This window comes from Bacillus sp. FSL R5-0434 (assembly GCF_038004745.1).
Taxonomy (GTDB): domain Bacteria; phylum Bacillota; class Bacilli; order Bacillales; family Bacillaceae; genus Bacillus; species Bacillus halotolerans.
Genome location: NZ_JBBORV010000001.1, coordinates 1,711,491 through 1,725,046 on the forward strand (window position 1 = coordinate 1,711,491; position 13,556 = coordinate 1,725,046).

The 13,556-nt window shown below is 43.1% G+C and carries 11 protein-coding genes; all 11 read left to right on the plus strand.

Annotated elements, in window-relative coordinates; all coding sequences use genetic code 11:
* The first annotated feature begins 21 nt into the window (after positions 1–21).
* A complete protein-coding gene (gene proS / locus NYE43_RS08920) occupies positions 22–1,716 on the plus strand; it encodes a proline--tRNA ligase (protein WP_024121425.1) in 1,695 nt (564 codons plus the stop codon).
* 107 nt (positions 1,717–1,823) lie between these two features.
* On the plus strand, positions 1,824–6,137 hold the full coding sequence (locus tag NYE43_RS08925; RefSeq protein ID WP_341061625.1) for a PolC-type DNA polymerase III: 4,314 nt from the start codon (positions 1,824–1,826) through the stop codon (positions 6,135–6,137).
* Between the two features lie 332 nt (positions 6,138–6,469).
* Positions 6,470–6,940 (plus strand): ribosome maturation factor RimP, encoded by a 471-nt coding sequence (gene rimP / locus NYE43_RS08930; RefSeq protein ID WP_024121427.1) that lies wholly within the window; start codon positions 6,470–6,472, stop codon positions 6,938–6,940.
* A gap of 33 nt (positions 6,941–6,973) precedes the next feature.
* A complete protein-coding gene (gene nusA / locus NYE43_RS08935) occupies positions 6,974–8,092 on the plus strand; it encodes a transcription termination factor NusA (RefSeq protein WP_095713844.1) in 1,119 nt (372 codons plus the stop codon).
* Positions 8,093–8,105: 13 nt separating this feature from the next.
* Entirely contained in the window at positions 8,106–8,381 is a 276-nt protein-coding gene (gene rulR, locus NYE43_RS08940; RefSeq protein ID WP_010334283.1) for a glucose-induced regulator RulR, read from the plus strand.
* A 1-nt stretch (position 8,382) separates the two neighbouring features.
* Positions 8,383–8,685 carry a YlxQ family RNA-binding protein gene (locus NYE43_RS08945; protein ID WP_024121429.1) on the plus strand — a complete coding sequence of 101 codons (303 nt, stop codon included), beginning with the start codon at positions 8,383–8,385 and terminating at the stop codon, positions 8,683–8,685.
* Between the two features lie 19 nt (positions 8,686–8,704).
* Positions 8,705–10,855 carry a translation initiation factor IF-2 gene (infB, locus tag NYE43_RS08950; RefSeq protein ID WP_024121430.1) on the plus strand — a complete coding sequence of 717 codons (2,151 nt, stop codon included), beginning with the start codon at positions 8,705–8,707 and terminating at the stop codon, positions 10,853–10,855.
* Positions 10,852–11,130 (plus strand): DUF503 domain-containing protein, encoded by a 279-nt coding sequence (locus NYE43_RS08955; protein WP_003220950.1) that lies wholly within the window; start codon positions 10,852–10,854, stop codon positions 11,128–11,130. Before infB ends, NYE43_RS08955 begins: the two co-directional genes overlap by 4 nt.
* 16 nt (positions 11,131–11,146) lie before the next feature.
* Positions 11,147–11,500, plus strand: a complete 354-nt coding sequence (gene rbfA, locus NYE43_RS08960) for a 30S ribosome-binding factor RbfA (RefSeq protein WP_010334286.1) — start codon at positions 11,147–11,149, stop codon at positions 11,498–11,500.
* A gap of 84 nt (positions 11,501–11,584) precedes the next feature.
* Positions 11,585–12,514 carry a tRNA pseudouridine(55) synthase TruB gene (truB, locus tag NYE43_RS08965; protein ID WP_341061628.1) on the plus strand — a complete coding sequence of 310 codons (930 nt, stop codon included), beginning with the start codon at positions 11,585–11,587 and terminating at the stop codon, positions 12,512–12,514.
* Positions 12,515–12,532: 18 nt separating this feature from the next.
* A complete protein-coding gene (gene ribF / locus NYE43_RS08970) occupies positions 12,533–13,483 on the plus strand; it encodes a bifunctional riboflavin kinase/FAD synthetase (RefSeq protein WP_341061630.1) in 951 nt (316 codons plus the stop codon).
* The last annotated feature ends 73 nt before the right edge of the window (positions 13,484–13,556 follow it).

Below are 13,556 nucleotides of genomic sequence, written 5' to 3' on the forward strand. Positions count from 1 at the left end.
ATCAATCAGAGGTGCGAAGAAATGAGACAAAGCTTGACGCTTATTCCTACGCTCCGAGAAGTTCCAGCTGATGCCGAAGCGAAAAGTCATCAGCTTCTTCTAAGAGCAGGATTTATCAGACAGAATACGAGCGGGGTATACAGCTATATGCCTCTTGCGTATAAGGTTATTCAAAACATTCAGCAGATCGTCCGTGAGGAAATGGAAAAAATCGACGCTGTAGAAATGCTTATGCCCGCGCTGCAGCAGGCTGAGACATGGCAGGAATCAGGCAGATGGTATACGTACGGTCCTGAACTGATGAGACTTCAAGACCGTCACGGCCGTGAATTTGCTTTAGGGGCAACGCATGAAGAAGTGATCACTTCACTCGTTCGCGATGAGGTTAAATCCTATAAGCGGCTCCCTCTGACTCTGTACCAAATCCAGTCTAAATTCAGGGATGAAAAACGCCCGCGCTTCGGTTTATTAAGAGGCCGCGAATTCATTATGAAGGATGCTTATTCTTTCCATGCTTCTGAAGAGAGCTTGGATGAAACATATCAAAAAATGTACAATGCGTATTCTAATGTTTTCGCACGCTGCGGCATTAATGTAAGACCTGTTATCGCTGACTCAGGTGCCATGGGTGGAAAAGATACACATGAGTTTATGGCACTTTCTGAAATCGGAGAGGATACCATTGCGTACTCTGATGAATCACAATATGCAGCCAATATCGAAATGGCTGAGGTTCTTTATCAGGAAGTCACTTCAAATGAAGAGCCTATCGCTTTAGAAAAAGTGCACACTCCTAATGTGAAAACGATCGATGAGCTGACTGCATTTTTACAGGTTTCAGCTGAAGCCTGCATTAAATCGGTATTGTTTAAAGCGGATGACCGTTTTGTTCTGGTGCTTGTAAGAGGGGATCACGAAGTGAATGATATTAAAGTGAAGAATCTCCTGCATGCAGAGGTTATGGAACTTGCTTCTCATGAAGAGGTCGTTCAGCAGCTTGGAACAGAGCCTGGTTTTGTCGGACCTATCGGTGTGAATCAAGAGATTGACGTCTATGCAGATTTCGCTGTTAAAGCAATGGTTAATGCTGTTGCCGGTGCGAATGAAGGAGATTATCATTATAAAAATGTCAACGTAACCCGTGATGCGCAAATTAAAGAATTTGCCGATCTTCGCTTTATTAAGGAAGGCGACCCGTCACCAGACGGCAAAGGCACGATCCGTTTTGCAGAAGGAATCGAAGTCGGACAAGTCTTTAAGCTTGGAACTCGTTATTCTGAAGCGATGAATGCGACATATTTAGATGAAAACGGACGAGCACAGCCAATGCTGATGGGCTGTTACGGAATCGGTGTTTCCAGAACCCTTTCTGCTATTGCTGAACAGCATCACGACGAAAAAGGCTTAATATGGCCAAAAAGCGTCGCGCCGTATGATCTTCATATTCTTGCACTGAATATCAAAAACGATGCGCAAAAAGAATTGGCTGAAAAGCTGTACGCTGATTTAAAGGCGAAAGGCTATGAAGTGCTGTATGACGATCGTGCGGAACGCGCCGGCGTAAAATTTGCTGACTCGGATCTAATCGGTCTTCCAATCCGTATTACTGTCGGCAAACGGGCTGATGAAGGAATTGTGGAAGTGAAAATCCGCAAAACAGGTGAGTCAACAGAAGTTTCTGTTGATGAGTTATCTGGTTTTATCAGCAAGCAGTAAACACCATAACGATTTATCAAAAAACATGTTAAAATAGAAATAATAGAAGGTACCTCATTGCCTGAGGTACCTTCACTTATGATGTTTTTAGGGGGGATACTGTCTTAATGGAACAGTTATCAGTAAACAGAAGGCAGTTTCAAATTCTTCTGCAGCAGATTAATATGACAGATGATACCTTCATGACATACTTTGAAGATGGCGAAATTAAAAAGCTGACGATACACAAAGCATCTAAATCTTGGCATTTTCATTTTAAATTTAAATCTTTGCTGCCTTATCAAATATATGACATGTTAACCATGAGGTTGACGCAATCGTTTGCCCATATTGCAAAAGTGACGTCTTCAATCGAAGTGCATGATGCCGAGGTTGATGAAGGCCTCGTGCAGGATTACTGGACACGCTGCATTGAAGAGCTGCAAGGCATTTCACCGCCGATTATCAGTCTCTTAAGCCAGCAAAAACCAAAGCTGAAAGGCAACAAACTGATTGTCAAAACAAAAACGGATACAGAAGCATCTGCTCTTAAGAACAAATACAGTGCGATGATTCAAGCGGGATACCGTCAATTTGGGTTTCCGGATTTACAGCTTGATGCTGAAATATTTGTATCTGATCAAGAAGTGCAAAAGTTTCGGGAACAAAAGCTAGCTGAAGATCAAGAACGGGCGATGCAGGCTTTAATTGAAATGGAGAAGAAAGATAAAGAAAGTGATGAAGATCAAGCTCCTTCAGGGCCTCTTGTTATCGGCTATCAAATTAAAGATAACGAGGAAATCAGAACACTTGACAGCATAATGGACGAGGAACGGAGAATTACGGTTCAGGGTTATGTGTTTGATGTGGAAACCAGAGAATTGAAAAGCGGGCGCACGCTGTGCATCTTCAAAATTACTGACTACACAAATAGTATCTTAATTAAAATGTTTGCAAGAGAAAAAGAAGATGCGGCCTTGATGAAGTCTCTGAAAAAGGGCATGTGGGTAAAAGCGCGCGGAAGCATTCAAAACGACACCTTTGTCCGAGATCTGGTCATGATTGCAAACGATGTAAATGAGATAAAAGCAAAAAACCGTGAAGACACGGCGCCTGAAGGAGAAAAAAGGGTAGAATTGCATCTGCATTCCCCAATGAGCCAAATGGATGCTGTAACAGGCATCGGAAAGCTTGTTGAACAGGCGAAAAAATGGGGGCATGAGGCGATCGCTTTGACTGACCATGCTGTCGTTCAATCCTTCCCAGATGCGTATTCTGCTGCCCAAAAACATGGAATTAAAATGATTTACGGAATGGAAGCAAATATCGTGGATGACGGGGTGCCGATTGCTTATAATCCCGCACACCGTTTGCTTGATGAAGAAACATATGTCGTTTTTGACGTCGAAACAACCGGACTTTCCGCTGTGTATGATACGATTATTGAACTGGCGGCTGTAAAAGTGAAAGGCGGGGAGATCATTGATAAGTTTGAGTCATTTGCCAACCCGCATCGTCCGCTTTCGGCGACAATCATTGAACTGACAGGCATCACTGATGATATGCTGGTCGACGCGCCGGATGTAATAGACGTGATAAGAGATTTCAGAGAATGGATTGGCGATGATATTCTCGTCGCCCATAATGCAAGCTTCGATATGGGATTTTTAAACGTTGCTTTCAAAAAACTTCTCCAAGTTGAAAAAGCAAAAAATCCTGTCATTGATACACTGGAGCTCGGCCGTTTTCTTTATCCGGAATTTAAGAATCACCGTCTGAACACGCTGTGTAAAAAGTTTAACATTGAACTTACACAGCACCACCGCGCGATCTACGATACCGAGGCAACCGCTTATTTGCTTTTGAAAATGCTGGAGGATGCTGCTGAAAAGGGCATTCAGTATCATGACCAGCTGAATGAAAATATGGGTCAGTCCAACGCTTATCAAAGGTCAAGACCGTATCATGCAACAGTGCTGGCGGTGAACAGCACAGGCTTGAAAAACTTATTTAAGCTCGTTTCACTTTCCCATATTCATTATTTTTACAGAGTGCCGCGTATTCCAAGATCTCAGCTTGAGAAATACAGGGAAGGCCTTCTGATCGGTTCAGCTTGCGACAGAGGAGAGGTTTTTGAAGGCATGATGCAAAAGTCGCCGGAAGAGGTGGAGGATGTTGCGTCATTCTACGATTATCTCGAGGTTCAACCGCCTGAGGTGTACCGCCACTTGCTTGAGCTAGAACTGGTTCGCGATGAAAAATCGCTGAAAGAAATCATTACGAATATCACCAAACTCGGTGAAAAGCTTAATAAACCTGTTGTCGCAACAGGAAATGTTCATTATTTGAATGATGAGGACAAAATTTACAGAAAGATTTTAGTATCCTCTCAGGGCGGCGCGAATCCGCTGAACAGACACGAACTCCCGAAAGTGCATTTCAGAACGACAGATGAAATGCTTGAAGCCTTTTCCTTCTTAGGAGAAGAAAAAGCGAAGGAAATCGTTGTCACCAACACACAAAAGGTTGCGTCTTTAATTGAAGACATCAAGCCGATTAAAGATGATTTATATACGCCGAAAATCGAAGGCGCTGATGAAGAGATCAGAGAAATGAGCTATCAGCGTGCACGTAGCATTTACGGAGAGCAGCTCCCTGAAATCGTTGAAGCGCGTATTGAAAAAGAACTGAAAAGTATCATCGGCCACGGCTTTGCTGTTATTTATTTGATCTCTCATAAACTCGTAAAGAGATCTCTCGATGACGGGTATCTGGTAGGGTCACGGGGATCGGTAGGTTCTTCATTAGTTGCGACACTTACTGAGATTACAGAGGTGAACCCGCTGCCACCGCACTATATATGTGCTGAATGCCAGCATTCTGAGTTCTTTAATGACGGATCTGTCGGTTCAGGTTTTGACCTGCCTGACAAAATGTGTCCTCATTGCGGAACGCCTTTGAAAAAAGACGGGCACGATATTCCGTTTGAAACGTTCCTAGGATTTAAAGGGGATAAAGTACCTGATATCGATTTGAACTTCTCAGGGGAATATCAGCCGCAGGCCCACAATTATACAAAAGTATTGTTCGGAGAAGACAACGTATATCGTGCAGGAACGATCGGCACGGTTGCAGAAAAAACAGCCTACGGTTACGTAAAAGGCTATGCCGGCGACAATAATCTCCATATGCGCGGCGCCGAAATCGACCGGCTTGTGCAAGGCTGTACAGGTGTAAAACGGACGACCGGACAGCACCCTGGCGGTATTATCGTAGTTCCGGATTATATGGATATTTATGATTTCTCTCCGATTCAGTTTCCGGCAGATGCGACAGGTTCTGAATGGAAAACGACTCATTTTGACTTCCATTCTATTCATGACAACCTGCTGAAGCTTGATATTCTGGGGCACGATGACCCGACGGTAATCCGTATGCTTCAAGATTTAAGCGGAATTGATCCGAAAACGATTCCGACAGATGACCCTGAAGTAATGAAAATCTTTCAAGGAACCGAATCACTCGGTGTCACACAGGAACAGATTGGATGTAAAACGGGCACTCTGGGTATTCCTGAATTCGGAACCCGCTTTGTCCGGCAAATGCTTGAAGACACAAAGCCGACAACGTTTTCTGAGCTCGTTCAGATTTCAGGGCTGTCTCACGGAACAGATGTATGGCTCGGCAATGCGCAAGAGCTCATTCACAATAATATTTGTGAGCTGAGTGAGGTGATCGGCTGCCGTGATGACATTATGGTTTATTTAATCTATCAAGGGCTCGAGCCGTCACTGGCGTTTAAAATTATGGAATTTGTCCGTAAAGGAAAAGGTTTAACGCCTGAATGGGAAGAAGAAATGAAAAATAACAATGTACCAGACTGGTATATCGATTCCTGCAAAAAGATTAAATACATGTTCCCGAAAGCCCACGCCGCGGCTTATGTATTAATGGCGGTCCGTATTGCTTACTTTAAAGTGCATCACGCGCTTCTGTATTATGCGGCTTATTTTACGGTTCGTGCAGACGACTTTGATATTGATACAATGATCAAAGGCTCCACAGCAATCAAAGCTGTAATGGAGGATATCAACTCCAAAGGGCTTGATGCGTCGCCGAAGGAAAAAAACCTTCTCACAGTATTAGAATTAGCGCTGGAAATGTGTGAAAGAGGCTATTCATTCCAAAAAGTCGATTTATACCGCTCCAGCGCAACGGAATTTATTATTGACGGCAACAGCCTGATCCCGCCGTTTAATTCTATTCCTGGATTAGGTACGAACGCCGCTCTAAATATTGTAAAGGCCCGTGAAGAAGGAGAATTTCTCTCAAAAGAAGATTTGCAAAAGAGAGGGAAAGTATCAAAAACGATTTTAGAGTATTTAGATCGTCACGGCTGTTTGGAGTCATTGCCGGATCAAAACCAATTATCGCTGTTTTAGCATATAAAAGCCGAATTTCTTAAGAAATTCGGCTTTTATGCATACATGAGCGGCAAAAGTGCAATCGTATGAGTAGAGCCCCTGTGATCAGCTTAACAGCGTAAAGGTAACGTATATCCATTTGCAATAAAAATATGGTTATGGTATAGTTTTATTGGAAATGCTAACGATTACCGAGGCAAAGAGTGGGGAAACCCGCTCTTTTGTATTGAACAAGACAATTTTGTCTCGACATGTTCATCGTTTACTTTAAAGCCCCTGCTCTTTTGAAGCAGGGTTTTTATGCAGAGTGACGAGACGAATATGATATCGACAGCACAAGGAGGAAGAACATGAGCAAAAAAGTGACTGACACCGTTCAAGAAATGGCTCAGCCAATCGTAGACAGCCTTCAGCTCGAACTCGTTGACATTGAATTTGTCAAAGAGGGTCAAAGCTGGTTCCTTCGCGTGTTTATTGATTCCGATGACGGTGTGGATATTGAGGAATGTGCCAAAGTAAGCGAAGCTCTAAGCGAGAAGCTTGATGAGGCAGACCCAATCAGCCAAAATTACTTTCTTGAGGTTTCATCCCCGGGAGCTGAGCGTCCATTAAAGAAAAAAGCCGATTTCGAAAAATCACTTGGGAAAAATGTATACATTAAGACCTATGAGCCGATTGACGGCGTAAAAGTGTTTGAAGGACAGCTGGCTGAATTCGATGGACAAACAGTGACAGTTGAGATGACAATCAAAACAAGAAAGAAACGGATCGATATTCCGTATGAAAAAATAGCTAACGCAAGATTAGCTGTAACATTCTAATGAATACAAGTTTTAAGGGGGGAGACCGTTAACATGAGCAGTGAATTATTAGATGCTCTCACCATTCTTGAAAAAGAAAAAGGCATCAGCAAAGAAATTATCATTGAAGCAATCGAAGCTGCTTTAATTTCTGCTTATAAGCGAAATTTTAATCAGGCGCAGAATGTACGGGTGGATTTGAACCGTGAAACAGGTACAATCCGTGTATTCGCAAGAAAAGATGTCGTTGATGAGGTATACGATCAAAGACTGGAGATCTCAATCGAAGAGGCGCAAAGCATCCACCCGGAATATATGGTAGGCGATGTTGTAGAGATTGAAGTAACGCCTAAGGATTTCGGACGCATTGCGGCCCAAACAGCGAAGCAGGTCGTGACACAGCGTGTGCGCGAAGCTGAACGCGGTGTGATCTATTCTGAGTTTATTGACCGTGAAGAAGACATCATGACTGGTATTGTCCAGCGCCTGGACAATAAATTTATCTATGTGTCTTTGGGCAAAATTGAAGCCTTGCTGCCGGTTAATGAACAAATGCCAAATGAAAGCTATAAGCCTCATGACCGCATTAAGGTTTATATCACAAAAGTAGAAAAAACGACGAAAGGCCCGCAGATTTATGTGTCAAGAACACACCCAGGCCTCTTGAAGCGTTTATTTGAAATCGAAGTGCCGGAAATTTATGATGGAACTGTAGAGCTGAAATCTGTTGCCAGAGAAGCAGGCGACCGTTCGAAAATTTCTGTTCGCACTGATGATCCTGATGTGGATCCGGTGGGCTCTTGCGTCGGTCCTAAAGGCCAGCGTGTACAGGCGATTGTCAATGAATTAAAAGGTGAAAAAATTGACATTGTCAACTGGTCGAATGATCCTGTAGAATTTGTCGCGAATGCGCTCAGCCCTTCGAAAGTGCTGGATGTCATCGTGAATGAAGAAGAAAAAGCGACAACTGTTATTGTTCCTGATTACCAGCTGTCTCTGGCGATTGGCAAAAGAGGGCAAAACGCACGCTTAGCTGCTAAATTGACAGGCTGGAAGATTGATATTAAGAGCGAAACAGACGCAAGAGAGCTTGGAATCTATCCGAGAGAACTTGAAGAAGACGACGAAGAGCCGCTCTTTACGGAGCCTGAAATTGCTGAATCGGATGAATAAGAGGTGACCTTAGGTGAATAAACACAAAAAGATCCCGTTACGCAAGTGTGTAGTGACTGGAGAAATGAAGCCTAAAAAGGAACTAATCCGAGTTGTACGTTCAAAAGAAGGCGAAATCTCAGTAGATCCGACCGGGAAAAAGAACGGGCGGGGTGCTTATTTAACGCTGGATAAAGAGTGCATCTTAGCAGCAAAAAAGAAAAACACTTTGCAAAATCAATTTCAATCACAAATCGATGACCAGATTTTCGAAGAATTGCTGGAACTGGCGGAAAAGGTGAAAAAATAAAATGTCTGGAATGGAATGGTTTCCCTTGCTGGGTCTGGCCAATCGAGCTCGTAAGGTCGTGTCAGGCGAGGACTTGGTTATTAAAGAAATCAGGAATGCGCGTGCGAAGCTTGTCCTGCTTACAGAGGATGCATCATCTAACACAGCAAAGAAAGTAACCGACAAGTGCAATTATTATAAAGTTCCTTATAAAAAAGTCGCGGATCGCGCGATTCTTGGACGCTCTATCGGTAAAGAATCCCGTGTCGTTGTCGCCGTCACTGACCAAGGTTTTGCGAATAAGCTGATCAGCTTGCTCGATTAATATTTTTGGGGGTGAACGAATGGCTAAAATGAGAGTATACGAATATGCAAAAGCGTTAAATGTTTCAAGTAAGGAAATTTTGACCGCACTGAAGAACATGGATTTAGAAGTGAATAATCATATGGCCATGCTTGAAGAAAAGGCCATTAAACAGCTTGATGCCAAATTTAAAAAAGGCGGCGCAGCCGTTAAATCTCAAAAGCCTGCGGAAACGAACAAAAACAAACAGCCGCAAGGGGTAAATCAGCAGTCTGCTGGAAATCAACCAAATAAAATTCGAGACGGAAAGAAGAATGACGTGCAGAATAATCAATTTAACAAAAACAAGAAGAATAACAACAACAAAAAAAATAAACGCAACAATAACAACAACAGAAACCAACATCAGCAAAAGCCTGTGAAGCCGAAAAAAGAGCTTCCTGAAAAAATTACGTTCTCAGGCACTTTAACAGTCGGCGCACTGGCCGAAGAGCTTGGCAAAGAGCCTTCTGAACTCATCAAAAAACTGATGCTTCTTGGTGTTATGGCAACCATTAACCAAGAGCTCGATAAAGACACAATCGAACTGATTGCATCAGAATACGGTGTTGAAACTGAAGAAGTTATTGTCCTTGAAGAAACTGAATTAGAGAAATACGAAGAGCCTGACAAAGAAGAGGATCTTGAAATTCGTCCTCCTGTCGTTACAATCATGGGTCACGTTGACCATGGGAAAACAACGCTTCTTGACAGCATCCGTAAAACAAAGGTTGTTGAAGGAGAAGCTGGCGGAATCACTCAGCATATCGGAGCCTACCAAATCGAAGAAAACGGCAAGAAAATCACTTTCTTGGATACCCCGGGTCACGCCGCATTTACAACAATGCGTGCACGCGGTGCGGAAGTAACCGATATTACGATCCTGGTTGTAGCTGCGGATGACGGTGTAATGCCGCAAACAGTAGAGGCGATCAACCACGCGAAAGCGGCAGAAGTACCGATCATCGTTGCTGTGAACAAAGTTGATAAAGAAGCTGCAAACCCTGACCGTGTGATGCAAGAACTGACAGAATACGGACTTGTGCCTGAAGCTTGGGGCGGAGAAACGATTTTTGTTCCGCTTTCCGCTTTAACTGGAAAAGGCATTGATGAACTCGTTGAAATGATTTTGCTTGTCAGTGAGGTAGAGGAACTGAAAGCGAACCCGAACCGCCAGGCAAAAGGAACTGTTATTGAAGCGGAACTTGATAAAGGCAGAGGGTCAGTTGCGACATTGCTCGTACAGACTGGAACACTGCATGTCGGTGATCCGATTGTAGTCGGCAATACATTTGGCCGTGTCCGTGCAATGGTCAATGATATTGGTCGCCGTGTAAAAACAGCGGGACCGTCTACTCCGGTTGAAATTACCGGTCTAAATGACGTGCCTCAAGCGGGAGATCAATTCCTTGTCTTTAAAGATGAAAAAACAGCTCGTTCTGTTGGAGAAGCCCGTGCTTCCAAACAGCTTGAAGAGCAGCGCAGCGATAAAGCAAAGCTGAGTCTTGACGACTTATTCGAGCAAATTAAACAAGGTGATGTAAAAGACATCAACCTCATCGTAAAAGCTGACGTTCAAGGATCTGCCGAAGCTTTAACAGCCGCACTTCAAAAAATTGAAGTTGAAGGCGTTAAAGTCAAAATCATCCACACAGGCGTTGGTGCAATCACAGAATCTGACATTATTTTAGCATCTGCTTCCAATGCAATTGTTATCGGGTTTAATGTGAGACCGGACGGTAATGCTAAGAGTACGGCTGAAGCTGAAAACGTAGATATTCGTCTTCACCGTATTATTTACAAAGTAATCGACGAGATTGAAGCAGCTATGAAAGGTATGCTTGATCCTGAATATGAAGAAAAAGTAATTGGTCAAGTAGAAGTCCGCCAAACATTTAAAGTGTCTAAAATCGGTACGATTGCCGGAGGATATGTTACTGAAGGAACGATTACGCGCGACAGCGGCCTCCGTTTAATTCGTGACGGCGTCGTAATCTTCGAAGGTGAAGTGGACGTTCTGAAACGCTTTAAAGACGATGTGAAAGAAGTTTCACAAGGCTACGAATGTGGTATAACGATTAAGAAATACAATGACATTCGTGAAGGTGACATCCTTGAAGCGTATGTCATGCAAGAAATTGAAAGAACGTGATCGGATTTGCGGAATGTGAATGCATCATTTATGATGCAGGATCGTTAAAAGAAAAGCGCGCCGTTCTGAAGCGGATCTTAACCAGGGTTCAAAATAAGTTCAATGTTTCGATTTCGGAGATTGGCTATCAGGACACATGGCAAAGAACCAGCTTTGGAATTGCCGCTGTTTCTTCCTCTCGCGTTCAGACAGAAAAAGAGTTGCAGCGTGTTCTTGCGTTTATCGACTCTTTTCCTGAAATTGAACGGACGATCACTAGAACAGAGTGGTTTTAACTTAGAGGTGATTGAATTGAGTATGAGAGCAAACCGTGTCGGCGAGCAAATGAAAAAAGAACTCGGTGATATTATCAGCCGAAAGCTGAAGGATCCGAGAATTGGTTTTCTGACAGTAACGGATGTACGTGTATCAGGTGATTTACAAATTGCAAAGGTGTATATTTCCGTTCTCGGAGACGAGAAAAAACGGGAGGAAGCACTGAAAGGGCTTGCTAAGGCGAAAGGGTTTATTCGCTCTGAAATCGGCAGCCGCATCAGACTTCGTAAAACGCCTGAAATTGAATTTGAGTTCGATGAATCAATTGATTACGGAAATCGAATCGAAACATTGATTCACCAATTGAATTCAGAGAACCCGTCTGAATAACAAATGAAGAGGATAGGCGTTCGTCGTCTGTCCTCTTTTCTGCGTTTTGAAGAAAATCCTCACAACAGAAGGAGTGAAAGGCATATGGTTAACGGAGTTCTCCTTTTACATAAACCGGTCGGCATGACATCACATGATTGTGTCATGAAGATCCGGAAGCTGCTAAAAACAAAAAAAGTCGGACATACGGGAACGCTTGATCCTGAGGTATCAGGTGTGCTTCCGATTTGTGTTGGCCGGGCTACAAAAATTGTCGAATATTTAACTGAGAAGTCTAAAACATATGATGCTGAAATTACGCTTGGTGTTTCAACGACGACAGAGGATCAAACCGGAGAAACTGTTGAAACAAAGCCAGTAGATCAAGCTGTTGATGAAGCAGAAGTAGAAAAGGTTTTAAACAGTTTAAAGGGACAACAAAACCAGATTCCCCCGATGTATTCCGCAGTAAAGGTAAACGGCAAAAAATTATATGAATATGCAAGAGCGGGACTTGAAGTAGAACGGCCAAAACGTCTTATTACCATTGAAGATATTGTGCTCACTGCAGGGGTTAAACATAATGGAGAGACAGCGAGTTTCCGGTTTACAGTAACATGTTCAAAAGGAACCTATGTGAGGACACTGGCGGTTATGATTGGCGAAAAGCTCGGATATCCGGCTCATATGTCTCATTTGATCCGTACGGCATCCGGTGACTTTTCTCTTGATGAATGCTTTACGTTTGAAGAGCTGGAAGCTCAAGTCGAGTCCGGAACTGTAGCAGACCATACAGTCTCTATTGAACGTGCGCTCAATCATTTGCCGAAATGGATCATAAGTGATACATTAGCTAAGAAAGTAGAAAATGGGGCTTTGCTTGAAACACCAGAACAATTCTCGGATCTGACAATTGACGACCGTCTCGCAGTCTATACGGAATCCGGAAGCTGTCTGGCGATTTATTTCCCTCATCCTACAAAACACGGGCTGTTAAAGCCGGCAAAAGTATTGATGCAAAAAAGCGAACAATAGAAAAAAGGTGACCGTTCTGTGAAGACGATACATATTACACATCCGCATCATTTAATAAAAGAGGAGCAGCCAAAGTCTGTGATGGCGTTAGGTTATTTTGACGGCGTTCATTTAGGGCATCAAAAGGTAATCGGCACAGCTAAACAGATAGCTGAAGAAAAGAATCTGACATTAGCTGTGATGACCTTTCACCCCCATCCTTCCCATGTGCTGGGCAGGGATCAGGAACCAAAGGATCTGATTACCCCTCTTGAAGATAAAATCAGCCAAATTGAACAATTAGGCACGGAGATACTGTATGTCGTTAAATTCAATGAAGTGTTTGCTTCTCTGACTCCTAAGCAGTTTGTTGATCAGTATATTTTAGGCCTTAATGTACAGCATGCAGTGGCAGGCTTTGATTTTACGTACGGAAAATACGGCAAAGGAACAATGGAAACGATGCCGGTTGATTTAGATGGAAAAGCTGATTGCACAATGGTGGAAAAATTGACGGAGCAGGATAAAAAAATCAGCTCCAGCTATATTCGGACTGCACTTCAAAACGGAGACGTTGAACTGGCCAATGTCTTGCTTGGACAGCCCTACTTTATTAAAGGAATTGTCATTCACGGAGATAAAAGAGGGCGGACAATCGGGTTTCCGACGGCCAATATCGGCTTGAATAACAGCTATATTGTCCCGCCGACCGGTGTATATGCCGTCAAGGCGGAAATAAACGGCGAGATTTACAACGGCGTTTGCAATATCGGCTATAAGCCGACGTTTTATGAAAAACGTACGGAACAGCCTTCAATTGAGGTCAATTTATTTGATTTTGATCAAGAAGTATACGGAGCCGCTATAAAAATTGAATGGTATAAACGTATTCGGAGCGAGCGCAAGTTCAACGGCATTCAAGAATTAACAGAGCAAATTGAGAAAGATAAGCAGGAAGCGATCCGTTATTTCAGCAATTTGCGGAAATAACATGCAGCGCACACAAATTTTATTCTAAAATATTTGCATATAGGCTCGATTTTTAGTATGATAGTTTTCGTAG

Excerpts from the sequence above, each read along its gene's own strand:
- proS (WP_024121425.1), top strand. The coding sequence starts at position 22 with ATGAGACAAAGCTTGACGCTTATTCCTACGCTCCGAGAAGTTCCAGCT.
- NYE43_RS08925 (WP_341061625.1), top strand. The coding sequence starts at position 1,824 with ATGGAACAGTTATCAGTAAACAGAAGGCAGTTTCAAATTCTTCTGCAG.
- rimP (WP_024121427.1), top strand. The coding sequence starts at position 6,470 with ATGAGCAAAAAAGTGACTGACACCGTTCAAGAAATGGCTCAGCCAATC.
- nusA (WP_095713844.1), top strand. The coding sequence starts at position 6,974 with ATGAGCAGTGAATTATTAGATGCTCTCACCATTCTTGAAAAAGAAAAA.
- NYE43_RS08945 (WP_024121429.1), top strand. The coding sequence starts at position 8,383 with ATGTCTGGAATGGAATGGTTTCCCTTGCTGGGTCTGGCCAATCGAGCT.
- infB (WP_024121430.1), top strand. The coding sequence starts at position 8,705 with ATGGCTAAAATGAGAGTATACGAATATGCAAAAGCGTTAAATGTTTCA.
- truB (WP_341061628.1), top strand. The coding sequence starts at position 11,585 with ATGGTTAACGGAGTTCTCCTTTTACATAAACCGGTCGGCATGACATCA.